Genomic DNA, 24,228 nt, shown 5'->3' with positions numbered 1-24,228 from the left:
GCAGCCGGATTGGGGCCCCGGAACAGGCGGGTGTTGCGCCAGTTCCTCGCCCTCACTCGTAGACGATCTGCGGCGCCTCGCCCTTGGCCGGGGCCAGGCGCGCCAGCGCCTCGTCGCAAGGCCAGAACTTGGCGGCATCGCCCAGGTCCAGCTCGGCCGAGGCGCCCTCGCGCTCGATCGCCAGGCGCAAGGTCAGCCCCTGGGTCAGCCGGCCCTGCTCCATCTCGACGGTGCGCGGGGGCCAGGTCTTGACCACCTCGGCGACCGGCGGCGCCACGCCGTTGGCCTTGAGAAGCAGGAACTTGCCGAAGCGCGCCCGCGCGCCGGCCAGGTCCCAGACCTGCTGCACATTCATGCGCAGCCCACCGGAGAAGCGGTCGTTCTGCACCTTGCCCGAGCAGATGATCAGCTCGTCTTCGGCGAGGATGTCCTTGGCACTGTTGAGCAGTTCCTCGTTGGCCACCGCCTCGATCGCATCGGTCTTGTCGTCGAGCTTGAAGATGCCGACGCGGCCGCGCTGGCCGTTGATGATGCGCATGTCGCCGACGATGCCCGCCACCAGCACCGGCTCGCGGCTGTCCTGCAGGTCGACGATGCGGCGCCTGACCATGCGGCGCACTTCATCGCCGCTCTGGTCGAACAGGTGGCCGGACAGATAGAAGCCGATCGCGGTCTTCTCGAAGCCCAGCTGCTCCTTCACGCTCCAGGGCCTGGCCTCCTCCAGCTCGGGCTCGGCCATCGACGAGCCATGCGTGTCGTCGAAGTCGAACAGCCCGCCCTGGTCAGCGTTCTGCACCAGGTTCTCCGCATAGGTGTAGCCCAGCGCCACGCTGGCCAGCAGCCGCGCGCGGTCGGGCTGCAGGCTGTCGAAGGCGCCGGCCTTGATCAGCGCCTCGACGACGCGCTTGTTCACCGCCTTGCGGTCCACGCGGGCGCAGAAGTCGAAGAAGCTCTTGAAGGGCCCGCCTTCCTCGCGCGCCGCGACGATGGCCTCGATCGCGCCGCGCCCGGTGCCCTTGACCGCACCGAGACCGTAGTTGATCAGCTTGTCGCCCAGCGGCTCGAAACGATAGACGCCCCGGTTCACGCAGGGCGGCTGGAACTCGATGCCGAAGACCTTCGCATCATTGAGCAACACCTTGAGCTTGTCGGTGTCGTCCATTTCGATGGTCATGTTCGCGGCGAAGAACTCGGCCGTGAAATGCACCTTCAGCCAGGCGGTGTGATAGGCCAGCAGCGAGTAGGCGGCGGCGTGCGACTTGTTGAAGCCGTAGCCAGCGAACTTCTCCATCAGGTCGAAGACTTCGTCGGCCTTGGCCTCGTCGATGCCCTTCTCGGCCGCGCCCTTGCGGAACAGCAGGCGGTGCTGCGCCATCTCCTCGGGCTTCTTCTTGCCCATGGCCCGGCGCAGCATGTCGGCGCCGCCGAGGCTGTAGCCACCCAGCACCTGGGCGGTCTGCATCACCTGCTCCTGGTAGACCATGATGCCGTAGGTCTCGGCCAGCACCGGCTCGGTCAGCGGGTGCGGGTACTCGACCTCCTCGCGGCCGTGCTTGCGCGCGACGAAGGTCGGGATCAGGTCCATCGGGCCCGGGCGGTACAGCGCGTTCAGCGCGATCAGGTCTTCCAGCCGCGAAGGCTTGGCCTCGCGCAGCATCTTCTGCATCCCGGTCGATTCGAACTGGAACACCGCCTCGGTCAGGCCGTCGGAGAAGAGCTTGTAGACCTTCTTGTCGTCGAGAGGAATGGTCTCGAAGGCGAAATCCTTGTGCTGCGGGAAGCGCCGCACGATGAAGTCCTTGGCCAGTTCCAGGATGGTCAGCGTGGCCAGGCCCAGGAAGTCGAACTTCACCAGGCCGATCGCCTCGACGTCGTCCTTGTCGTACTGGCTCACCGCGCTGGTCGAGCCCGGCTGCTGGTACATCGGGCAGAAGTCGGTGATCTTGCCGGGCGCGATCAGCACGCCGCCGGCATGCATGCCGATATTGCGCACCATGCCCTCGACGCGCGCGGCCAGCTTCAGCAGCTCGGCGACTTCCTCTTCCTGCTTCTCGCGTTCCTCCAGCTCGGGCGCCTCGTGGCGCGCGTAGATCATCTTGGCCTTGTCCGGATCGAAGTCCGGCGGCAGCTTGGCCAGCGTGACGGTCTTGCCCGGCGGCGCGGGGATCAGCTTGGCGATCGAGTCCACATGGCCGTAGCCCATGCCCAGCACCCGGCCGATGTCGCGCAGCGCCGCCTTCGCGGCCATCGTGCCGAAGGTGGCGATCTGGCTCACCGCCGGACGACCGTATTTGTCCTTCACGTACTCGATGACGCGATCGCGGTTGCCCTGGCAGAAGTCAACGTCGAAGTCGGGCATCGAGACCCGCTCGGGGTTCAGGAAGCGCTCGAACAGCAGGTTGTACTGCAGCGGGTCCAGGTCGGTGATCGACAGCACATAGGCCACCAGCGAGCCCGCACCCGAGCCCCGGCCCGGCCCCACCGGGCAGCCATTGGCCTTGGCCCAGCGGATGAAGTCGGACACGATCAGGAAGTAGCCCGGGAAGCCCATCTTGATGATGGTGCCCAGCTCGAACTCCAGCCGCTCCACATAGCGCGGCCGCTCGGCATCGCGCTTGGCCGGGTCGGGATAGAGCAGTGCCAGCCGCTGCTCCAGGCCCTCGAAGGACAGCTGGCGGAAGTACTGCTCCATAGGCATCGGCGTGCCGTCGTCCTGGATGGGCGTCGGGAAGTCCGGCAGCTGCGGCTTGCCCAGCACCAGCGTCAGGCTGCAGCGCCTGGCGATCTCCACCGTGTTGGCGATTGCGCTGGGGATGTCGGCGAACAGCGCCTCCATCTCGGCTTGGGTCTTGAAGTATTGCCCCGGCAGGAAGCGCTTGACGCGCTTGGGGTTGGCCAGCGTCTCGCCCTCGGCGATGCAAACGCGCGCCTCGTGGGCGTCGAAATCTTCCTCGCCAAGGAACTGGATCGGATGCGTGGCCACCACCGGCAGCTGCAGCTCGGCGGCCAGCGGCACGCTGGCGCGCACCAGCGCCTCCTGGCCCGGCAGTCCGGCGCGCTGCAGCTCGATATAGAAGCGGTTCGGGTAGATCGCGGCAAGGCGCTGCGCCCAATCCCTGGCACGCGCCTTGTCGCCGGCGATCAAGGCCTGGCCGATGGCGCCGAACTGCGCGCCCGACAGGCAGATCAGCCCTTCGCTGAGCTCCTCCATCCACTCCAGCTTCAGGCAGGCCTGGGTGCGATGCACGTTCTGTATCCAGGCGCGCGACAGCAGCTCGCTGATGTTCAGATAGCCCTGGCTGTTCTGCACCAGCAGCAGCACGCGCGTGGGCTGGCGGTCGGCGCTCTCGGGCTCGATCCAGCAGTCGGCGCCGAGGATGGGCTTGACGCCCTTTTTGCGGCAGGCGTTGTAGAACTTGACGCCGCCGAACAGGTTGGCCAGATCGGTCAGCGCCAGCGCCACCTGCTGGTCCTTGGCCGCTGCCGCCGCAGCATCGTCGATCCGCAAGGTGCCGTCGACGACAGAGAACTCGGTATGGGTGCGCAGGTGGACAAAAGACATGGGGGCGATTGTAGGGAGCGGCCGACCACGGGTTAGCGCTGTCCAACCGACAGCGAGGCGCCCACTATGCTCGTCAGCCATGCGCAAGACCTCAAGACCCAAGACCGCCCTGGCAGCGCTGCTGCTGGGCTCGACGATGCTCATCGCCGCCGGCGGCGCCAACGCCCAGGGCGATGCTGCCAAGCCCGCCGACCCGCCAAAGCCACCACGCAGCGCCGCCGAGATCCTCGCCCAGTCCCCCGCGAGCGACTGGCAGGCGCTGGACCCCGAGAACACGCTGCAGATGGACCTGCCGCAGGGTCAGGTGCTGATCCTGCTGGCGCCGCGCTTCGCGCCCCGGCATGTCGCCAACATCCGTGCCCTGGTGCGCGGCGGCTATTTCGATGGCCTGTCCGTGCTGCGCGTGCAGGACGGTTTCGTCACGCAATGGGGAGACCCGGGCGGCGATGCGCCGGAGAAGCGCCGGCCGCTGCCGGAGCCGGCGCAAGCCAAGCTGCCGGCGGAGTTTTCCATCCCGCTGGCTGGCCTGCCGCTGACACCCCTGAAGGAAACCGACGGCTGGGCGCCACTGAACGGCTATCTGGACGGTTTCCCCGTCGCTGCCGACCCGAAGAGTGGCCGCGCCTGGCTGGCGCATTGCTACGGCATGGTCGGCGCCGGCCGCGGCAACGAGGCGGATTCCAGCAACGGCAGCTCGCTGTATGCGGTGATCGGCCATGCGCCGCGCACGCTGGACCTGAACATCACCACCGTCGGGCGCGTGGTCAAGGGCATCGAGCATCTGTCCAGCCTGCCGCGCGGCGGCGGCAGTATGGGCTTCTACGACAAGGCCGAGCAGCGGCTGGGCATCCAGCGGGTGCGACTGCTGGCCGACATGCCCGAAGCCGAGCGGCCGGCGCTGCAGCTGCTGAAGAGCGACAGCCCGACCTTCGCCGCACTGCAGGAGGCGCGGCGCCAGCGCGGCGGCTGGTTCGTCTACAACCCCGGCCGCGTCGAGCTCTGCGCTGCACCGGTGCCGACCCGACCGACGCCGGCCGCGGCTCGCTGAGCGCCCTGCCGCGCCCCGCGCCCGCGGCCGACGGGCGGGCCGCACCTACAATCCGCGCCTTCCCGCCATGGACGCCCTACAGCCCATCCTCAATATCTCGGCCTATCTGTTCGTCGGCATCGCCGACGGCGAGCGCCTGCGCGAGTGCCTGCATGCGCGCGCGCTGGAGCTGCAGCTCAAGGGCACGGTGCTGATCGCCGAGGAAGGCATCAACCTCTTTCTGGCCGGCCCGCCCGAAGCCGTGCGTGCCTGGGTGGCCACGCTGCGCGCGGACCCGCGCTTCGCGGCGCTGGAGCCCAAGGAAAGCTGGTCGGCGGCCGTGCCATTCAAGAAGCTGCTCGTCAAGGTGAAGCCGGAGATCATCCGCATGAACCACCCGGCGATCCGGCCGGACCGCGCCGAGCGCGCGCCGGCGGTGCTGCCCACCACACTGGCACGCTGGCTGGACCAGGGCCATGACGACGAGGGCCGGCCGGTGGTGACGCTGGACACGCGCAATGCCTTCGAGGTGGACTACGGCACCTTCGACGGCGCAATCGACTGGCGCATCGCCAAGTTCAGCGAGTTCCCCGCCGCGGTGCAGCAGCATCTGGACGAGCTGCGCGGCAAGACGGTGGTGAGCTTCTGCACGGGCGGCATCCGCTGCGAGAAGGCTGCGATCTACCTGCAGCAGCAGGGGCTGGACGGGCCGGTCTACCAGCTTGAGGGCGGCATCCTCAAGTACTTCGAACAGGCCGGTGGCGCGCACTACCACGGCAGCTGCTTCGTCTTCGACCAGCGCGAGGCGCTGGACGCGGGCATGGCGCCTTCCAGCCAGATCGAGCGCCCGGCCAGCGAGGCCCATCGCGCCAAGCCATGATGCTGTCGCGCCGCCGCACCAGCGCCTCCGCCTCGGACGAGGCTATCGGTCTGTTGGGCTGGCTGCTGCGGCTGGCCGGCCTGCTGATCGCCGCGCTGGCGCTGATGCTGGCGGCGATGCGCGCGCCGGAGCGTCCGCTGGAAAGCCTGGTGGCGCGCTGGGCGCCGCCGCCGTCGGACTTCGCCGAGATCGGTGGACAGCTGGTGCACTACCGCGACGAAGGCCCGCGCCACGATCCCCAGCCCATCGTGCTGATCCACGGCACCTCGGCCAGCCTGCATACCTGGGAAGGCTGGGTGAACGCGCTGAAGGGCCAGCGCCGCGTGATCAGCTTCGACCTGCCGGGCTTCGGGCTGACCGGCCCGAGCGCCACCGGCGACTACAGCGACGAGGCCTATATCGCCTTCGTGCTGGCGCTGCTGGAGCGCTGGAAGCTACCGCCGGTGGTGCTGGGCGGCAACTCGCTGGGCGGGCAGATCGCCTGGGAGCTGGCCGCACTGCACCCGGAGAAGGTGGCGGCGCTGGTGCTGGTCGATGCCGGCGGACTGGCCTTCCAGTCCGAATCGGTGCCGCTGGGTTTCCGTATCGCGCAACTGCCGGGCCTGCGCCTGCTGGTCGAGGGCATCTTGCCGCGCCGCGTGATCGAAAGCAGTGTCGCCAATGTCTACGGCAACCCAGCACGCATCAAGCCCGGCGTGGTGGACCGCTACTTCGAGCTGACCTTGCGCGAAGGCAACCGAGCCGCGCTGCTGCGCCGTTTCGAGCAGCGCCGCCCCGGCTACTATGCGGATCGTCTGGCCTCGCTGCGCCAGCCCACGCTGATCCTCTGGGGCGGTCGCGACCGCCTCATCCCGCCGGCCGTCGGCCAGCAGTTCGCCCAGGCCATCCCGGGCAGCCGGCTGGTGGTGTTCGACGAACTGGGCCATGTGCCGCAGGAAGAAGATCCGCAGGCCACCGTGGCGGAGCTGGCCAGCTTTTTGCAATCGCTCAAACCCTGATGCCGCAGCGATGCCGGCATTGCAAGATCGCCAACCACAACCGTCTTCATCAAGGAGCACACGCATGCAACTCCGTCGTCACCTGATCGCCCTGGCCGCCGTGGCCCTGGGCAGCCTCACCGCTGTCGCCGCCCACGCCCAGGCCCCCGAGTGGAAGAAGATCCGCATCGGCGTCGAAGGCGCCTATCCCCCCTTCTCCGAGGTCGGTGCCGACGGCAAGCTCAAGGGCTTCGAGATCGACTATGCACTGGCCTTGTGCGCGGAGATGAAGGCTGAGTGCACGCTGGTGCAGCAGGACTTCGACGGCCTGATCCCCGCGCTGCAGGCGCGCAAGATCGACGCCATCATCGCGTCGATGTCGATCACCGACGAGCGCAAGAAGGCCATCGCCTTCTCCAAGCCTTACTACAACACGCCGGCCCGCTTCGCCGCCAAGGCCGACAGCAAGCTGGAGATCTCGCCGGCCGGCCTGAAGGGCAAGAAGATCGGCGTGCAGCGCGCCACCATCCATGAGAAGTTCGCCGCCGAGGTCTTCAAGGGCGCCGAGATCGTGCGTTATGCGACGCAGGACCAGGTCTTCCTCGACCTGAAGAGCGGTCGCATCGACACCACCGTGGCCGACATGGTCGCGATCGACATGGGCTTCATCAAGACCGATGCCGGCAAGGGCTTCGCCTTCGTCGGCCCGAGCTACAACGACGTCAAGTACTTCGGCGTCGGCTCCGGCGTGGGCATGCGCAAGGCCGACGAGAAGGCGCTGGGCAAGAAGTTCAACGACGCGATCGATGCGCTGAAGGCCAACGGCACCTTCAAGAAGCTCAACGACAAGTACTTCACCTACGACATTTCGCCTAAGTAAGGCTCCCCCCCTACCGGCTGCGCCGGCCCCCTCGAGGGGGCGCGTCCGAGGGCCCGGCGGAGCCGGATCCCCGGACGCCGCTGGATGGCTCGCACCGGCTGCGCCCGGTGCTCGCTGTAGCAGCGAGGTGCGGCGGACGGATCATTCATGTTTCTGCACGGTTTTCTACCCAGCTTGCTGGAGGGCGCGGCGGTCACGCTGAGCGTGGCGCTGTCGTCTCTGGCGCTGGCCATGATGCTGGGCCTTGCCGGGGCCATGGCCAAGCTGTCGCGCTGGCGCTGGGCCCAGGGCATCGCTTATGTCTACACCACGCTGATCCGCGGCGTGCCCGATCTGGTGCTGATGCTCTTGATCTTCTACGGCGGCCAGGTGGCGGTGAACGAGATCGCGCTGGCGCTGGGGCATGAGGACTACATCGACATCGACCCCTACCTGGCAGGCGTGCTGACCATCGGCTTCATTTTCGGCGCCTACCTGACCGAGGCCTTCCGCGGCGCCTTCCTGGCCGTGCCGCCGGGGCAGCGCGAGGCGGGCCTGGCCTTCGGCATGTCGCCCTGGCAGGTGGCCTGGCGCATCACCTTCCCGCAGATGTTCCGCCATGCGCTGCCGGGCCTGTCGAACAACTGGCTGGTGTTGATCAAGAGCACGGCCATCGTCTCGGTGATTGGCTTGCACGACCTGATGACGCGCGGCTCGCAGGCCGCCGGCACGACCAAGGAGCCCTTCTCCTTCTACCTGGCGGTGGCGGTGATCTACCTGGTCTTCACCACGCTGTCGGAGCTGTTCTTCGACTGGCTGGGCAAGCGCCTGGCTGTCGGCGTGCGCCAGGGAGCGCTCTGAGATGAATTTCGAGACCATCGTCGAGAACCTGCCGCTCTACCTCGAGGGCAGCTGGACCACGCTGAAGCTGCTGATCATCTCGCTGGGCTGCGGTCTGGCGCTGGCCATCCCGCTGGCGGTGCTGCGCAGCCTGCCCTCGCGCTGGATCTCCGCTCCGATCTGGTTCTACACCTATGTGTTCCGCGGCACGCCGATGCTGGTGCAGCTGTTCCTGATCTACTACGGCGCCGCGCAGTTCGAGTGGGTACGCGAGAGCATCTTGTGGCCCTGGCTGAGCTCGGCCTGGTTCTGCGCCTGCCTGACCTTCGTGCTCAACACCTGCGCCTACACGGTGGAGATCATCGCCGGCGCGATCAAGGCGCTGCCCGCCGGCGAGATCGAGGCCGCCAAGGCGCTGGGCATGAGCCGCTGGGTGATGCTGCGCCGCATCGTGCTGCCCGGCGCGCTGCGCCGCGCCCTGCCCGCCTACGGCAACGAGGCGATCTTCATGCTGCACGGCACCGCGCTGGCCAGCATCGTGACGCTGCTGGACATCACCGGCGCGGCGCGCCAGGTCAACTCCACCTACTACATGCCCTTCGAGGCCTTCATCACCGCGGCGGTCTTCTACTTCCTGCTGACGCTGGTGCTGGTGGGCCTGTTCCACCAGGCCGAGAAGCGCTGGCTCAAGCCGATGATGCCGCGCTGAAGCGCCCTGCTGTCGACGACCTATTCCTCCCATGGCTGAACAACGCAAACACCTGCTGATCTCGCCCGCGCCGGGCACGCAGCGCGAGCTGGTCTCGCTGCACTACGGCGCGCCGGGCAGCGGGCCCAAGTGCTACATCCAGGCCTCGCTGCATGCCGATGAGCTGCCCGGCATGCTGGTGGCCCACCATCTGCGCAAGCGCCTGGACGCGCTGGAGACCGAGGGCCGCATCCGCGGCGAGATCGTGCTCGTGCCCATGGCCAACCCTGTGGGCCTGTCGCAGCATCTGCTGCACTACCACCTGGGCCGCTTCGAGAGCTGCAGCGGCGAGAACTTCAACCGCCACTATCCCGACCTGGCCGCCAAGGTGGCCGAGGTCATCGCGCCGCAGCTGGGCGCCAATGCCGACGAGAACGTGCGCCTCATCCGCCGTGCGCTGCGCGAGGCTGCCGCCGCTGCACCGGCCGAGACCGAGCTGCAGTCGCTGCGCCGCACGCTGCTGAGCCTCTCGGTCGATGCCGACATCGTGCTGGACCTGCACTGCGATGCGCAGGCCCTGATGCACCTCTACACCGAGACGCCCTGCTGGCCCGAGTGCGAGCCGCTGGCCGCCTATCTGGGCGCGCGCGTCACGCTGCTGGCCCAGGTCTCCGGCGACCAGCCCTTCGACGAGGCCTGCTCGCAGCCCTGGTGGAAGCTCAAGGCTCGCTTCGGCGAGCGCTTCCCGATCCCGCAGGCCTGCCTGTCGGTAACGGTGGAGCTGCGCGGCCAGGCCGATGTGGAGCATGCGATGGCCGAGGCCGACGCGCGCCGCATCCTCGAGTTCCTGCACTTCCGTGGCTTCATTGAAGGCGAGCCGCCGCCGCTGCCCGCCGCGGTGGGCGATGCGCGTCCGCTGGCCGGCTGCATGCCGGTGGCCACGCCGGTGCCCGGCGTGCTGACCTTCCTGCGTCAGGTGGGCGAAACGGTGGCGGCCGGTGAAGTGCTGGCCCATGTGATCGACCCGATCAGCAATGCCGTCACCGAGCTGAAGAGCCCGGTGGACGGCCTCTTCTTCGCCCGCGACTTCGTCCGTTATGCCCATGCCGGCATGAAGGTGGCGAAGGTCGCCGGCACCGAGGCCCTGCGCACCGGCAAGCTGCTGGGTGACTGAACAGAAAAGACAATGACTACTGCCAGCCTCTCCGTCGAGAACCTGCACAAGCGCTATGGTGAGCGCGAGGTGCTCAAGGGCGTCTCGCTGTCGGCCAACAAGGGCGACGTGATCACGCTGATCGGCTCCTCCGGTTCCGGCAAGAGCACCTTCCTGCGCTGCCTGAACCTGCTGGAGCAGCCCTGGGAAGGCCGGCTCACGCTGGCCGGCGAGGAGCTGAAGCTGGTGCGCGACCGCGACGGCAGCCTCAAGGCCGCCGATGCAAAACAGCTGCAGCACTGGCGTGCGCGGCTGGCGATGGTGTTCCAGAACTTCAACCTCTGGGGCCACCGTACCGTGCTGGAGAACGTCATCGAGGCGCCGGTGCACGTGCTGGGCGTGCCTAAGGCCGAAGCCATCGAGAAGGCCGAGGCGCTGCTGGCGCGCGTGGGCGTCTCGCACCGCAAGAGCGTCTATCCCGCCCAGCTCAGCGGCGGCGAGCAGCAGCGCGTGGCGATAGCCCGCGCCTTGGCGGTTGAGCCCGAGGTGATGCTGTTCGACGAACCGACCTCAGCGCTGGACCCCGAGCTGGTCGGCGAGGTGCTGAAGGTGATGCGCGACCTCGCCGCCGAAGGCCGCACGATGATCGTCGTCACCCACGAGATGGGCTTCGCCCGCGAGGTCTCCAGCCACACGATGTTCCTGCACCAGGGCCGTGTCGAGGAAGAAGGCAATCCGCGCGAGGTGCTGGTGCGGCCGCAGAGTCAGCGGCTGCAGCAGTTCTTGAGTGGCGGCTTGAAGTAAGTCGATCGCGCGGTCTCTGCATCTCGCAGCCGAGGACTCTGCCGCGCGCTTGCCGAGTTAGGAGCGTGGAGGCGGCTCAGCCCGCTGCCGGGCTCATGCTGCGCGGGCCAGCCCTGCGGGCCGGCTCCCCTCGGTGCTCGCGTCCCGGGCTGGGGCGCAGAACTCGCTATGTTCGCTTCGCTCACTGCGCTCGGACAACCGCGCCCAGTCAGATATTGAGGCGCGCTGCGCGCGCCAGCCCGGGACGCTGCGCTCTCGGCCGCGCAGAAATCGCCCGACAGCGGGCCGAGCCACCGCCAGGACACTTTGGTGGAACGCCACGAGTTCGTGCTATCGCTCAGCGTACCGGGCACTGCGGCCCGGGCAGCCGCCGGGTGAATGTGCGGAGCTGAGCAGCGCAGCCGCGCCGGGCGCGCGCGCAGCGCGCTTCAACAGCTGACTTGGCGCCGCCTGTCTGACCAGAGCGAGCGTGAGCGAGCGGCGGGAGTTCGGCGCCAGCCCGGCGCGGCGAGCAGCGCAAGGCAGTCGGCCCGCAGGGCCGACCTCCGCACCTGAACCCGGCGGCTGCCCGGGCCGCAGTGCCACGCTCGATCGCCTAAAGCGCCAGCCCCAGCCCGATCAATCAATCGGCGTCAGCTTCGCCACACTCAGCGCCAGCCACTTCATGCCGTGGCGGCCGAAGTTGACCTGGGCGCGAGCATCGGCGCCGGAGCCTTCCAGCGTCACCAGCACGCCTTCGCCGAACTTGTTGTGGAACACGCCCTTGCCGACCTTGAGGCCACCGTGTTCCTGGTCCTCGGTCTTCTTCATCGAGGCCGGCACGGGCGGCTCCACCCAGGCGGCACGGCGGGGCTCCACGCGGCCGGCGCCGACCATGGACTTCAGGCCCGAGCCGCGCTCCCACGCACTCTGATAGTCCTTCGCGAAGCCGGAGCCGAAGCCCTGGTTGCGCGGCGTCAGCCACTTCAGGCAGGCCTCGGGCAGCTCGTCGAAGAAGCGGCTCTTCACGTTGTAGCGGGTCTGGCCATGCAGCATGCGCGTCTGGCAGAAGCTCAGGTAAAGCCGCTGGCGCGCGCGCGTGATCGCCACGTACATCAGCCGGCGCTCTTCCTCCAGGCCGTCGGCGTCGGACAGCGAGTTCTCGTGCGGGAACAGACCCTCTTCCAGACCGGTGATGAAGACCGCATCGAACTCCAGGCCCTTGGCCGAATGCACCGTCATCAGCTGGATCGCATCCTGGCCGGCCTGGGCCTGGTTGTCGCCGGCCTCCAGCGAGGCGTGGGTCAGGAAGGCGGCCAGCGGCGACATGATCTCGCCGGTCTCGGCATCGGGTGTCGCCGCCGCGGCGGCGGCCACCGCGTTGGGCAGGCCTTCGGCGATCGCGCCCGGCGCGAGCTCGTCCACCGGCAGCGCGACGGCATCCTTGCCGAAGCCCTCCTGCGTGACGAAGGCCTCGGCGGCGTTCACGAGTTCGTCCAGGTTCTCCAGCCGCTCGGCGCCTTCCTTCTCGGTGCGATAGAAGTCGGCCAGGCCCGATGTCTCGAGCATCTGCTCGATGATCTCGCGCAGCGTCAGGCCCACAGTCAGGTTGCGCATCGACTCGATCAGGCTGACGAAGGCAGCCAGGTTGGCGCCGCCCTTGCCGGCCACCGCGCCCACGCTCTGGTAGAGGCTGCGGCCGCTGGCGCGCGCGGCGTCCTGCAATTGCTCGATGGTGCGTGCGCCGATTCCGCGCGTGGGGAAGTTCACCACGCGCAGGAAGCTGGTGTCGTCGTTGGCGTTCTCGATCAGGCGCAGATAGGCCAGCGCGTGCTTCACCTCGGCACGCTCGAAGAAGCGCAGGCCGCCGTAGACGCGGTACGGGATGCCGGCGTTGAACAGCGCCGATTCGATCACCCGCGACTGCGCATTGCTGCGGTAGAGCACCGCGATCTCCTGGCGCGGCATACCCTGGCGATGCAGGGCCTGGGCTTCCTCGATCAGCCACTGTGCCTCGGCGAAGTCGCTGGCCGCCTCGTGCACGCGCACCGGCTCGCCGGGGCCGGCCTCGGTGCGCAGGTTCTTGCCCAGGCGGCGGCTGTTGCGGCTGATCAGCTCGTTGGCGGTGTCGAGGATGTTGCCGAAGCTGCGGTAGTTCTGCTCCAGCTTGACGACGTTCTTCACACGGTACTCGCGCTCGAAATCGGCCATATTGCCGACGCGCGCGCCGCGAAAGGCATAGATGCTCTGGTCGTCATCGCCCACAGCGAAGACGCTCTGCCCGCCCCCCGGTGGCGCGAACATCTTCAGCCACGCGTACTGCAGCTTGTTGGTGTCCTGGAACTCGTCGACCAGCAGATGCTGGAAGCGGCGCTGGTAATGCTCGCGCACCGCGGCGTTGTCGCGCATCAGTTCAAACGAGCGCAGCATCAGCTCGGCGAAGTCCACCACGCCTTCGCGCTGGCACTGGTCCTCGTAGGCCTGGTAGATGTCCACCAGGGTCTTGGTCTGCGCGTCGCGCTGCTCGATGTCCTTGGGGCGCAGACCGTCTTCCTTGGCGCCGGCGATGAACCAGCCGACCTGCTTGGGCACGAAGCGCTCCTCGTCCAGCTTCATCGCCTTGATGACACGCTTGATCGCCGAGACGGTGTCGCTCGCGTCGAGGATCTGGAAGCCCTGCGGCAGGCCAGCCAGCTTCCAGTGCGCGCGCAGGAAGCGGTTGCACAGTCCGTGGAAGGTGCCGATCCACATGCCGCGCACATTCACCGGCAGCATCGTGGACAGGCGCGTGAGCATCTCCTTGGCCGCCTTGTTGGTGAAGGTCACCGCCATGATCGCGCCCGGCGAGGCCTGGCCCGTCTGCAGCAGCCAGGCGATGCGCGTGGTCAGCACGCGGGTCTTGCCCGAGCCGGCGCCGGCCAGGATCAGCGCGGGCTCGGCCGGCGCGGTGACGGCGGCGAGTTGCTCGGGGTTGAGGTTCTTCAGCAGTCCGCTGGCGGGGGCGGCAAACAAATCGTCTTGGGGAGCATGCGGACTCATTGCCGCATTTTAGGGACTGGCATCATCTGGGCATGAACGAAGACAAAACGCCCTGCCCCTGCGGCAGCGGCAGCACCTATGCCGCCTGCTGCGGCGCACTGCATCGCCGCTTCACCGCCGATGGCACGCTGGCCGCGCCCACGGCCGAGGCGCTGATGCGCTCGCGCTACAGCGCCTATGTGCGCGACGAGCTCAGCTATCTGCTGGCCACCTGGCATGCCAGCACGCGGCCTGCCGAGCTGCCGCCGAACGAGCCGGGACTGAAGTGGTTGGGGCTGGAAGTGCGGCGGCATCTGTCACAAGATGCCGACCATGCGACGGTGGAATTCGTGGCCCGCAGCAAGCTTGGCGGGCGGGCGCACCGGCTGCACGAGACCAGCCGTTTCGTGCGCGAGGCAGGGGTCTGGTATTACGTGGACGGCGAGCTGCGCTAGAGCGCGGGCGGCCAGCGCTTCGTTGCGGCAGCGGATCAGCCCAGGCGTGTCTGGCGCGGCGGCCAGTTGCGCGGCTCGCGGCCCAGCAGGCTCATGATCCAACCCAGCACCGCAGCCAGCGGCGATCGACGTCCGACAGTCACGATTTCAGGCATATGGCACCCCGACTCCAAGTACAGCAGCGATTGAGATATTGGGCTCAACGCATGACAGCATTGTTTCGGTGGACAAAGCGCAACGTCATTCCCTCTTTGTGGGGCTGCCACGCCTGAAACACCACTTGTTCACGGGATGCTGAAGATCCTTCATCACGACGAGCACCTTGTCGCCATTGCCAAGCCCGCAGGCCTGCTGGTGCATCGCAGCGCGCTCGATGCCCACGAGGAACGCTTCGCGCTGCAGTTGCTGCGCGATCAGCTCGGCCAGCCGGTATGGCCGGTGCACCGCCTCGACAAGGGCACGTCGGGTGTGCTGCTCTTCGCGCTGCATGCCGAGGCCGCATCGCGACTGGGCCAGGCCTTCGAGACCGGCACGATTGCCAAGCGCTACCTGGCTTTGGTGCGCGGCTGGCCGGCCGAGCCCGAGGGCCTGATCGACCATGCGCTGGCGCGCGACCCCGAGCGCGCCTCAGCCGGCCAGACGCTGCTGCCGGCGCGTACCGCATGGCGCTGCCTGGCCCGGACGGAGTGGCCGCTGCAGACCGACCCTCGCTACGCGACGAGCCGCTTCGCCTTGCTCGAAGCCCGGCCCGAGACCGGGCGCCGCCACCAGATCCGCCGCCATCTGAAGCACATCGCGCATCCGATCATCGGGGACGCCACCTACGGCAAGGGACCGCTCAACCGCGCTGTGGCTGCGCATCTGGGTTTGACGCGGCTGTGGCTGCACGCGTTGGACATCCGCCTGAGCCACCCGGCCAGCGGAGAGCCGCTGCTCATTGCCTGCCCGCCGGACCCCGAGTGGCGCCAGCTCCGTGCAATGTATGCGTGGCAGCATGGGGGCAAAGAGGCTTGGCAGGACGCCGGCCTGGACTGAACTCTCCAAAAGGCGGGCCGCACCGGGCCCGACAATCGAGCCCGCCACCTGCCGCAGCAATGAACTCAGAACAAAGCAAAGGCGTGCTCAGCGCCGCCCTCGCCTACGCGGCCTGGGGCCTCTTCCCGCTCTACTTCAAGCAGGTCACGCAGGTGCCTGCGCTGGAGGTGGTGGCGCATCGCACGCTGTGGTCCATGGTCTTCGTCGTCGGACTGCTCGCGCTGCTGCGCCGCTGGGCCTGGCTGAGCGAGGTGTTGCGCCAGCCGCGCGTGCTGGGCGCCTTCGCCGTCTCCTCGCTGCTGCTGTCGGGCAACTGGCTGGTCTATGTCTGGGCGGTGCAGCACGACCATGTGCTGGATGCCAGCCTGGGCTACTTCATCAATCCGCTGGTCAACGTGGCACTGGGCTTCGCCTTCCTGCGCGAGCGCCCACGGCCGGTTCAGTGGGCGGCCGTGGCACTGGCCGGCGCTGGTGTGCTGTGGCTGACCGTGCTCGGCGGCAAGCTGCCCTGGGTAGCACTGACGCTTGCACTGAGCTTCGGCTTCTACGGGCTGATGCGCAAGATCGCGCCGCTGGGCGCACTGGAAGGCCTGGCGCTGGAGACGGTGCTGCTCGCGCCGCTGGCCGGTGCAGCGCTGATGTGGTGGGGTGTGCAAGGCAGCAGCTCTTTCGCCCAAGCCAGCATGGCGGGCATGGCCTTGCTGATGTTCGCCGGGCCGCTGACGGCCTTGCCTCTGCTGCTGTTCGCGGCCGGCGCGCGGCGGATTCCGCTGACGACATTGGGACTGCTGCAGTACATCGCGCCGACGCTGCAGTTCATGCTGGGCATCTGGCTGTATCACGAGCCCTTTAGTGGCTCGCGCGTCGCCGGCTTTGCGCTGATCTGGCTGGCACTGCTGCTCTACAGCGCCGAGGGGCTTTGGCAGTCACGGCGCAACAGCGCACAAGGACAATCGGCCTGAGGGCTCGCGCCCCCAGGCCGCCTCTCCAGCGCGCAGCGATCGATCAGCTGCGGATCAGATGGTCGAAGGCCGACAGCGCCGCCTTCGCGCCCTCGCCCGCGGCGATGACGATCTGCTTGTAGGGCACCGTCGTCGCATCGCCGGCGGCGAAAACGCCCGGCACCGAGGTGTGGCCCTTGGCGTCGACGATGATCTCGCCGAACTTGCTCAGCTCGACCGTGCCCTTGAGCCATTCGGTGTTGGGCACCAGGCCGATCTGCACGAACACGCCTTCGAGCTCGATGCGCTTGGCCTCGCCGCTGGCGCGATCGGTGTAGTTCAGGCCGTTCAGCTTGCCCTCGGCGCCGGTGAATTCGGTGGTCTGCGCCTGCGTGATGATGGTCACGTTGGGCAGGCTCTCCAGCTTCTTCACCAGCACGGCGTCGGCGCGTAGCGCGTCGCCGAACTCCAGCAGCGTCACATGCGAGACGATGCCGGCCAGGTCGATCGCGGCCTCGACACCGGAATTGCCGCCGCCGATCACCGCCACGCGCTTGCCCTTGAAGAGCGGACCGTCGCAGTGCGGGCAGTAGGCCACGCCCTTGTTCTTGTACTCCTGCTCGCCGGGCACATTGACATTGCGCCAGCGCGCGCCAGTGGCCAGGATCACCGTCTTGCTCTTGAGCACGCCGCCGTTGGCCATCTGCACCTCGATCAGGCCGCCGGGCGTCGCCGCGGGGATCAGCTTCTCGGCGCGCTGTAGGTTCATGATGTCCACGTCATAGGCACGGGTGTGCGCCTCCAGTGCGGCAGCGAACTTGGGGCCATCGGTCTCCAGCACCGAGATGTAGTTCTCGATCGCCAGCGTGTCGTTGACCTGACCGCCGAAGCGCTCGGCCGCCACGCCGGTGCGGATGCCCTTGCGAGCCGCGTAGACCGCTGCCGCAGCGCCAGCCGGGCCGCCACCGACGATCAGCACATCGTAGGCATCCTTGGCCGAAAGCTTGGCCGCTTCACGAGCGGCGGAGCCAGTGTCGAGCTTGGCGACGATCTCCTCGACCGACATGCGACCGGAACCGAAGACCTGGCCGTTCAGATAGACGCTGGGCACGGCCATGATCTCGCGGGCATTAACCTCGTCCTGGAAGGTACCGCCCTCGATGACCACGGTCTTCACGCGGGGGTTGAGCACCGCCATCAGCGACAGCGCCTGCACCACGTCCGGGCAGTTGTGGCAGGACAGGGACATGTAGACCTCGAAGGCGTAGTCGCCATCGAGCGCCTTGATCTGGTCGATCACCTCCTGCTCGACCTTGGGCGGGTGGCCGCCGGTCCACAGCAGCGCCAGCACCAGCGAGGTGAACTCGTGGCCCAGCGGCAGGCCGGCAAAGCGCAGGCTCTGCTCGGAACCGATGCGCTTCAGGCTGAAGGACGGCCGGCGCGCATCCTGGCCATCGAGCTTGAGCGTGATCTTGTCGGACATCGAGGCGATGTCTTGCAGCAGCTGCTGCATCTCGCGGGAGCTCTCGGAGTCGCTCAGCGAGGCCTCGATCTCGAAGGGCAGCGTCACGCGCTCCAGGTAGGCCTTGAGCTGGGCCTTGAGGGTGTCGTCCAACATGGCAGGGTTCCTTTCAGACGTGGCAGGGCGGGCCACTCTGAAAGCACCCGCGGGATCAGGCGGACGCTTTCAGGGTGGCTCGGACTTGACCGAGCAGAGCCCGGGGAACCGGCTGGACCGGCCCACTCGGGATCGCCCCGTGCGGGGAAGGAGCGCCGCAGGCGCTCCGGGGGTGAGGCATTTAGATCTTGCCGACCAGGTCCAGCGACGGGGTCAGCGTCTTGGCGCCTTCGTTCCACTTGGCCGGGCAGACCTGGCCAGGGTTGTTGGCGACGTACTGAGCAGCCTTGAGCTTGCGCACGGTTTCCTTGACGTCGCGGGCGATCGCGTTGTCGTGCACTTCAGCGGTCTTGATCACGCCCTCAGGGTTGATCACGAAGGTGCCGCGCAGCGCCAGACCTTCTTCCTCGATGTGCACGCCGAAAGCGCGGGTCAGCGCGTGGGTGGGGTCGCCAACCAGCGGGAACTTGGCCTTGCCGACGGCCGGCGAGGTCTCGTGCCACACCTTGTGCGAGAAGTGCGTGTCGGTGGTGACGATGTAGACCTCGGCGCCAGCCTTCTGGAACTCGGCGTAGTTGTCCGCCGCGTCTTCGATCTCGGTCGGGCAGTTGAAGGTGAACGCCGCCGGCATGAAGATCAGCACGGACCACTTGCCGTGCAGGTTCTTCTCGGTGACTTCAACGAACTTGCCGTTGTGGAAAGCCTGGGCCTTGAACGGTTGGACTTGGGTATTGATCAGGGACATGGTGAGTTCCGTTGTGGTTGCGGGTTAAGGAATGGACCGAATCATATGGTCGCCCTGGAACTCATTGGTTTGATTAATCAAATCGCCCTCATTGAGCCACCCTATTAATTCAAGCTATTACGAAAAATTTGTGCGATAGCAATAACTTAGACCTCCAACGCCAGCAACTCATCGACCGTCTGGCGACGTCGAATCAGGCGTGCTGCGGCGGCATCGTCGCCGTCGATCAGCACCTCGGCGATCAGCGGGCGGGTGTTGTAGTTGCTGGACATCGACGCCCCATAAGCACCGGTGTCATGGATCACCAGCAGGTCGCCGACCTGTGCCGCCGGCAGCAGGCGCGGGGCCACCACGCCGCCATCCTCCTGGGTGAAGACGTCGCCTGACTCGCACAGCGGCCCGGCAACCACGGACGGCCGCGCCGCGCGCTGCACGCCGTCGCGCGCCAGCAGGCTCATCGCATGGAAACTGCCATACATGGCCGGGCGCATCAGCTCATTGAAGCCGGCATCGACGAGCACGAAGTGGTTGGCGCCGGCGTCCTTGGTGGCGCGCACCTCGGCGAGCAGCAGACCGGACTCCGCGACCAGATAGCGGCCCGGCTCGATCTCCAGACCCAGCGCGTGGCCGACCACGGCTTCGGCCTGCTTTCGCGCCGCATCCCAGAGACCGAAGTAGTGTGCGGTATCGATCACCGCATCGCCCTCGCGATAGGGAATTGACAGGCCGCCGCCAGCGGAAATCGCATGCAGATCGTGACCGGCCGCCTGAGTGCGGCGCACCAGCTCGACCATCGCACCGCAGACCTCAGCAAGATGGCCGTAGTCCACGCCCGAGCCGATATGCATGTGCAGGCCGATCAGTTTCAGGCCCTGCTCACGCACCACCGCCAGCGCGGCCTCCAGCTCGCTGTGCCAGATGCCGTGCTTGCTGTGCTCGCCGCCGGTATTGGTCTTGTTGCTGTGGCCATGGCCGAAGCCCGGGTTGATGCGCAGCCAGACCTTGTGACCGGGAGACGCAGCGCCGAGCTGGCGCAGCATGTCGATCGAGCCGGCATTGACCGGCACGCCATGCTCGACCACGGTCGCAAGCGTGTCGCGATCGAGCAGATCGGCGGTGAAGACGATCTCGGAGTCGACGCCGCCTGCCGTGTAGCCGGCAGCCAGCGCGCGGAGCACTTCGCCGCGCGACACCGCATCGACCTTGACACCCTGCTCGCGCATCAGGCGCAGGATGTGCGTGTTGGAACAGGCCTTCTGCGCGAAGCGGATGGTGTCGAAGGCCTTGAGCGCGGCGATGCGCTCGCGGATCAGCTGGGCGTCGTAGACCCACAGCGGCGTGCCGAAGCGCTCGGCCAATGACCAGAGCAGGGAGGCGTTGAGAGGACGAAGCATGGTGCGGGCAGGCTCAGCCTGGATTGAGAGCAGTGGCAAGGAGCATCGCCGAGGCAGGCCATTCAATCAAATGCTTTGTCTTTGCCGACTGATTCACTTTTGATATGGTTCAGGCATGCTGAACCACCGTCAGGTCGAGATCTTCCGCGCGCTGATGACAGCCGGCGGCGTCACCGCCGCAGCGAGCGCCTTGCACACCTCGCAGCCGACACTCAGTCGCGAGCTGGCGCGCATTGAGCAAGTGCTGGGCTACGCCTTGTTCGAGCGGCTCGGCGGCCGGCTGCGCCCGACGCAGCGTGCACTGGCCCTGTTCGACGAAGTGCAGCGCGCCTACCAGGGGCTGGAGCGCGTCAATGCACGCGCCCAGGAACTGGCCCGCGACGACGCCGGCAGCCTGGAACTGCTCTGCCTGCCCGCGCTGAGTCATGCGCTGCTGCCCGCGGCCTGTGCCCGGCTCCAGCAGACGCACCCGGAGGCGCGGCTCAACATCACGCCCCAGGAGCCGCCGCTGCTGGACGAATGGCTGCAGTCGCAGCGCTTTGACCTCGGTCTGACCGAGCAGGGGCTGCCGGCGGCGGGCCTCGAGTTGCAGCGCCTGATGAGTGCCGACGAGGTCTGCGTGCTGCCTGCCACGCATCCGCTGGTGGCCAAGGCCGCTCTGGAACCCAGCGACTTCGCGGGCCAGTCCTTCCTGAGCCTGGCCAGCACCGATCCCTATCGGCAGCAACTGGACGCACTCTTCGCCGAACATGGCGTGCTGCGCCTGCTGCGCATCCAGACGCACAGCGCAGCGGCGCTCTGCGAGATGGTGCGCGCCGGGCTTGGGGTGGCCATCGTCAATCCACTGACCGCGCTGGCCTGTGCAGGACCCGGGCTGATGCTGCGGCGCTTTGCAGTCTCAGTGCCCTATGAGGTCTGGCTCGCCAGGCCGCAACTGCGGACCCGGCACTGGCTGACCGAGGCGATGCAACTGGCCCTGCACGACGAAGCCCAGGCAGTGCAGCAGCGCTTGCGGGCTGCGCTGGCCTGACCGGCCTCAGCTATTTGCGGCGTTGCGCAGCAGCGCGGGGCGCGCGCCGAAACGCTTGAGGATGCTCTGCTCGATACCGGCGGCATCCAAACCGCACAGCGACATCAGCTTGACCGGATCGCCATGCTCGACGAACTCGTCGGGCAGGCCCAGCTGCAGCACAGGCACGGCAAGTCCGGCGGCATGCAGGCACTCGAGCACGGCACTGCCCGCACCACCCATCAGGCAGCCGTCCTCGACGGTCACCAGCGCGTCATGGCTGCGCGCCAGCTCCAGCACCAGTTCCTCGTCCAGCGGCTTGGCAAAGCGCATGTTGGCCACCGTCGCGTCCACAGCCTCGGCGGCCTTGAGCGCCGGGTACAGCAGCGTGCCGAAGGCCAGGATCGCGATGCGCGGCGCGTCACCAGGCCGCGAAGCCGTGCGCGAGGCATTGCGGCGGATTTCGCCCTTGCCCCAGGGCAGCGCCTGCATTTCCTTCTTGACCTCGGCACCAATGCCGGCCCCGCGCGGGTAGCGCACCGTCACAGGACCATCGTGCTGGAAGGCGGTGAACAGGGCCTGCCGGCACTCGTTCTCGTCCGCCGGCGTCAGCACCGCCATGCCGGGGATGCAGCGCGTGTAGGCAATGTCGTAGTTGCCGGCATGCGTGGCCCCGTCGGCGCCGACCAGACCGGCACGGTCCAGCGCAAAGACGACCGGCAGGTTCTGCAAGGCAACGTCATGCACCAGCTGGTCGTAGGCGCGCTGCAGGAAGGTGGAGTAGATCGCCACCACCGGTTTGAGCCCCTCGCAGGCCAGGCCGGCGGCGAAAGTCACCGAATGCTGTTCGGCGATGCCCACGTCGTAGTAGCGCGCCGGGAAGCGCTTGTGGAACTCGACCATGCCCGAGCCCTCGCGCATCGCCGGCGTGATGCCGACCAGGCGCTGGTCCTGCTCGGCCATGTCGCAGAGCCACTCGCCGAAGACCTGGGTGAAGGTGGTCTTGGGCGGCGCAGCCGGCTTGACGAAGCCCACCGCCGGATCGAACTTGCCCGACGCGGCGTGGTACTTCACCGGGTCGGCTTCGGCAAGCTTGTAGCCGGCGCCCTTCTTGGTGACCACATGCAGGAACTGCGGCCCCTTCTTGTCGCGCAGGTTCTCCAGCGTCGGGATCAGCGCATCGAGGTCGTGGCCATCGATCGGGCCCACGTAGTTGAAGCCGAATTCCTCGAAGATGGTGCCGGGCACGACCATGCCCTTGGTGTGCTCCTCGAACCGGCGTGCGAACTCGTACAAGGGCGTGTTCTTCAGCACCGTCTTGGCGCCCTCTCGCGCAGCGGCATAGAAGCTGCCGCTCATCAGCCGCGCCAGGTACTTGTTCAGCGCACCCACCGGCGGGCTGATCGACATGTCGTTGTCGTTGAGGATCACCAGCATGTCGCCCATCAGGCCGCCATGCGGGACGCCCGCATTGTTCAGCGCCTCGAAGGCCATGCCCGCCGTCATCGCGCCGTCGCCGATGATGGCGACTGCCTTGCGGCTCTCGCCCTTGAGTTTCGCCGCCATGGCCATGCCGTGCGCGGCCGAGATCGAGGTGCTCGAATGCCCGGTGCCGAAGGTGTCGTAAACGCTCTCGTCGCGGCGCGGGAAACCGCTGATGCCGCCCAGCTGGCGCAGCGTGCCCATCTGCTCACGCCGTCCGGTCAGGACCTTGTGGGGGTAGGTCTGATGCCCCACATCCCAGACCAGCCGGTCTTCCGGCGTGTTGAACACATAGTGCAGGGCCACGGTGAGCTCCACCGTTCCCAGGTTGGAACCCAGGTGGCCGTTGCCCACCTTGGCCACACTGTCCAGCACATAGCGACGCAGCTCGTCGGCCAGGCGCGGCAGGTCGCCGCGCGGCAGGCGGCGAAGGTCGGCGGGGCTGTTGATCGTTTCCAGCAGGGCGTAGCTCATCGTCGTTCCTGGCACAACTCCTGGCTCAGTTCTCACGCTCGACCACTTTGTCGGCCAGCAGGCTCAACCACGCGGTGTTAGCCAGGCCTGAGGCACGCAAAGCCTGATGGGCCTCGTCGCGCAGGCGGCAGGCATAGGTCTTGGCCGCTTCGAGACCCAACACGCTGACATAGGTCGGCTTGTTCGCTTCCTGGTCCTTGCCGGCGGTCTTGCCGAGCACGGCAGAGTCCTGTGTGACGTCGAGGATGTCGTCCACCACCTGAAAGGCAAGGCCGATGGCTGCGCCGTACTCGGTCAGCGATTGCCAGGCGGCAGGCGACGTATCGCCACAGGCCGCGCCCATCAGCACGCTGGCCTGCAGCAGCACGCCGGTCTTGCGCCTGTGCATGTCGCGCAGCGACTGCTCGTCAAGCTGCGTGCCGACACTGGCCAGATCAATGGCCTGCCCCCCCGCCATGCCGGCATGGCCGGCAGCGCGGGCCAGCAGCGCGCACAGCCGGGCCTGCAAGGCCGGCTCGACACCGCTGTCAGGCGTCAACACCTCGAAGGCCAGCGCCTGCATCGCATCGCCGGCGAGCATCGCCTGCGCCTCGCCGAAAGCCACGTGGACCGTGGGCTTGCCACGGCGCAACACGTCGTCGTCCATGCACGGCATGTCGTCGTGCACCAGCGAGTAGGCGTGAATCAGCTCCACCGCGCAGGCCGCGCGCATCGCCGCCTCGGCCTGACCGTGAACGGCTTCGCAAGCAGCCAGCACCAATAGCGGACGCAGGCGTTTGCCACCGTCCAGCACCGCATAACGCATGGCGTCGCCGAGTCCGGCTGGCGCCGACGCGGGCACCCAGGCTTCAAGAGCAGCTTCGACGCTGCGCTGCGAGCGCAGCACCCACTGTTCAAAAATTCCCGCATCCATGACTCAAGCGTCTCCCCATTCTTTGAGCTCTCCCCCTTCGAGCAGCTTGACCTGTTGTTCGACGGCCTGCAGGCGCTCACGGCAGTAACCGAGCAGATCGGCGCCGCGCTTGTAGCTGGCCAGCAGTTGGTCAAGCGGCAGTTGCCCTGCCTCCATGGACGCTACCAGACGCTCCAGTTCCTCGAGCGCATGCTCGTAACTGGTTGAAACGGCCTCTTTGTGGGCCGCAGCCTTGGCGCTGGTGGTGGACTTGGTCATCGCGAGAAATCGAAAAAGGGATTGTAGTGGGCTCCCTTCAGCCCTCCCCTCTCAGGGGGAGCAGCCGCTGTCGGACCTGCACCACAGGCAAGCCGGCTGCAAGGATTTACGCCGACA

The 24,228-nt window shown here is 67.5% G+C and carries 20 protein-coding genes; 12 read left to right on the top strand and 8 right to left on the bottom strand.

Annotated features, from left to right (window positions below; translation table 11 throughout):
* Positions 1-52: 52 nt before the first annotated feature.
* Positions 53-3,562, bottom strand: a complete 3,510-nt coding sequence (dnaE, locus tag AC2EBS_RS01975; RefSeq protein WP_484726703.1) for a DNA polymerase III subunit alpha — start codon at positions 3,560-3,562, stop codon at positions 53-55.
* A 79-nt stretch (positions 3,563-3,641) separates the two neighbouring features.
* Between dnaE and AC2EBS_RS01970 the strand changes: the two genes are divergently transcribed.
* The 8 genes from AC2EBS_RS01970 (at position 3,642) to AC2EBS_RS01935 (ending at position 10,790) form a co-directional block, all read left to right on the top strand.
* A complete protein-coding gene (locus AC2EBS_RS01970) occupies positions 3,642-4,610 on the top strand; it encodes a peptidylprolyl isomerase (protein ID WP_484726702.1) in 969 nt (322 codons plus the stop codon).
* Between the two features lie 67 nt (positions 4,611-4,677).
* Positions 4,678-5,469 carry a sulfurtransferase gene (locus tag AC2EBS_RS01965; protein ID WP_484726701.1) on the top strand — a complete coding sequence of 264 codons (792 nt, stop codon included), beginning with the start codon at positions 4,678-4,680 and terminating at the stop codon, positions 5,467-5,469.
* Positions 5,466-6,467, top strand: coding sequence for an alpha/beta fold hydrolase (locus AC2EBS_RS01960; protein ID WP_484726700.1), 1,002 nt, complete (start codon positions 5,466-5,468; stop codon positions 6,465-6,467). Before AC2EBS_RS01965 ends, AC2EBS_RS01960 begins: the two co-directional genes overlap by 4 nt.
* 64 nt (positions 6,468-6,531) lie before the next feature.
* A complete protein-coding gene (locus AC2EBS_RS01955; RefSeq protein ID WP_484726699.1) occupies positions 6,532-7,326 on the top strand; it encodes an ABC transporter substrate-binding protein in 795 nt (264 codons plus the stop codon).
* Positions 7,327-7,473: 147 nt separating this feature from the next.
* Complete coding sequence (locus AC2EBS_RS01950) at positions 7,474-8,166, top strand: ABC transporter permease (RefSeq protein ID WP_484726698.1); 693 nt, start codon at positions 7,474-7,476, stop codon at positions 8,164-8,166.
* A 1-nt stretch (position 8,167) separates the two neighbouring features.
* Positions 8,168-8,854, top strand: a complete 687-nt coding sequence (locus AC2EBS_RS01945; protein WP_484726697.1) for an ABC transporter permease — start codon at positions 8,168-8,170, stop codon at positions 8,852-8,854.
* A gap of 31 nt (positions 8,855-8,885) precedes the next feature.
* On the top strand, positions 8,886-10,007 hold the full coding sequence (locus AC2EBS_RS01940) for a succinylglutamate desuccinylase/aspartoacylase family protein (RefSeq protein ID WP_484726696.1): 1,122 nt from the start codon (positions 8,886-8,888) through the stop codon (positions 10,005-10,007).
* Between the two features lie 12 nt (positions 10,008-10,019).
* Positions 10,020-10,790 (top strand): ABC transporter ATP-binding protein, encoded by a 771-nt coding sequence (locus AC2EBS_RS01935; RefSeq protein ID WP_484726695.1) that lies wholly within the window; start codon positions 10,020-10,022, stop codon positions 10,788-10,790.
* Between the two features lie 618 nt (positions 10,791-11,408).
* Here the strand turns inward: AC2EBS_RS01935 and AC2EBS_RS01930 are convergent.
* The gene (locus AC2EBS_RS01930) at positions 11,409-13,808 is read right to left on the bottom strand and encodes a UvrD-helicase domain-containing protein (protein ID WP_484726694.1); all 2,400 of its coding nucleotides are present in this window, start codon (positions 13,806-13,808) and stop codon (positions 11,409-11,411) included.
* 32 nt (positions 13,809-13,840) lie between these two features.
* Between AC2EBS_RS01930 and AC2EBS_RS01925 the strand changes: the two genes are divergently transcribed.
* From AC2EBS_RS01925 to rarD, 3 genes are all read left to right on the top strand, one after another.
* A complete protein-coding gene (locus AC2EBS_RS01925; RefSeq protein ID WP_484726693.1) occupies positions 13,841-14,242 on the top strand; it encodes a YchJ family protein in 402 nt (133 codons plus the stop codon).
* Positions 14,243-14,533: 291 nt separating this feature from the next.
* Positions 14,534-15,277, top strand: coding sequence for a pseudouridine synthase (locus AC2EBS_RS01920; RefSeq protein WP_484726692.1), 744 nt, complete (start codon positions 14,534-14,536; stop codon positions 15,275-15,277).
* 59 nt (positions 15,278-15,336) lie between these two features.
* Positions 15,337-16,239 (top strand): EamA family transporter RarD, encoded by a 903-nt coding sequence (gene rarD, locus AC2EBS_RS01915; RefSeq protein WP_484726691.1) that lies wholly within the window; start codon positions 15,337-15,339, stop codon positions 16,237-16,239.
* A 43-nt stretch (positions 16,240-16,282) separates the two neighbouring features.
* On the opposite strand, the gene ahpF is transcribed toward rarD, so the two are convergent.
* The 3 genes from ahpF to lysA all read right to left on the bottom strand — a co-directional run bounded on the left by ahpF (position 16,283) and on the right by lysA (position 19,975).
* Positions 16,283-17,836 (bottom strand): alkyl hydroperoxide reductase subunit F, encoded by a 1,554-nt coding sequence (gene ahpF, locus AC2EBS_RS01910; protein WP_484726690.1) that lies wholly within the window; start codon positions 17,834-17,836, stop codon positions 16,283-16,285.
* A gap of 181 nt (positions 17,837-18,017) precedes the next feature.
* Complete coding sequence (ahpC, locus tag AC2EBS_RS01905; protein WP_484726689.1) at positions 18,018-18,581, bottom strand: alkyl hydroperoxide reductase subunit C; 564 nt, start codon at positions 18,579-18,581, stop codon at positions 18,018-18,020.
* A gap of 146 nt (positions 18,582-18,727) precedes the next feature.
* Positions 18,728-19,975: a diaminopimelate decarboxylase gene (gene lysA / locus AC2EBS_RS01900; protein ID WP_484726688.1), complete on the bottom strand. Its 1,248-nt coding sequence runs from the start codon at positions 19,973-19,975 to the stop codon at positions 18,728-18,730.
* Positions 19,976-20,090: 115 nt separating this feature from the next.
* Here lysA and AC2EBS_RS01895 point away from each other — a divergent pair, with 115 nt between their 5' ends.
* Positions 20,091-21,005 (top strand): LysR family transcriptional regulator, encoded by a 915-nt coding sequence (locus AC2EBS_RS01895; RefSeq protein ID WP_484726687.1) that lies wholly within the window; start codon positions 20,091-20,093, stop codon positions 21,003-21,005.
* 6 nt (positions 21,006-21,011) lie between these two features.
* On the opposite strand, the gene dxs is transcribed toward AC2EBS_RS01895, so the two are convergent.
* The 3 genes from dxs to AC2EBS_RS01880 are packed head-to-tail and all read right to left on the bottom strand — an operon-like array spanning position 21,012 to position 24,111.
* Complete coding sequence (gene dxs / locus AC2EBS_RS01890; RefSeq protein WP_484726686.1) at positions 21,012-22,940, bottom strand: 1-deoxy-D-xylulose-5-phosphate synthase; 1,929 nt, start codon at positions 22,938-22,940, stop codon at positions 21,012-21,014.
* Between the two features lie 25 nt (positions 22,941-22,965).
* Positions 22,966-23,853, bottom strand: a complete 888-nt coding sequence (locus AC2EBS_RS01885) for a polyprenyl synthetase family protein (protein ID WP_484726685.1) — start codon at positions 23,851-23,853, stop codon at positions 22,966-22,968.
* 3 nt (positions 23,854-23,856) lie between these two features.
* Positions 23,857-24,111 (bottom strand): exodeoxyribonuclease VII small subunit, encoded by a 255-nt coding sequence (locus tag AC2EBS_RS01880; protein ID WP_484726684.1) that lies wholly within the window; start codon positions 24,109-24,111, stop codon positions 23,857-23,859.
* Between the last annotated feature and the right edge of the window lie 117 nt (positions 24,112-24,228).

The organism is Roseateles sp. T103 (assembly GCF_057219915.1).
Note: the sequence above shows the minus strand (reverse complement) of the source record. Positions and strands in the feature narration are given on the sequence as shown.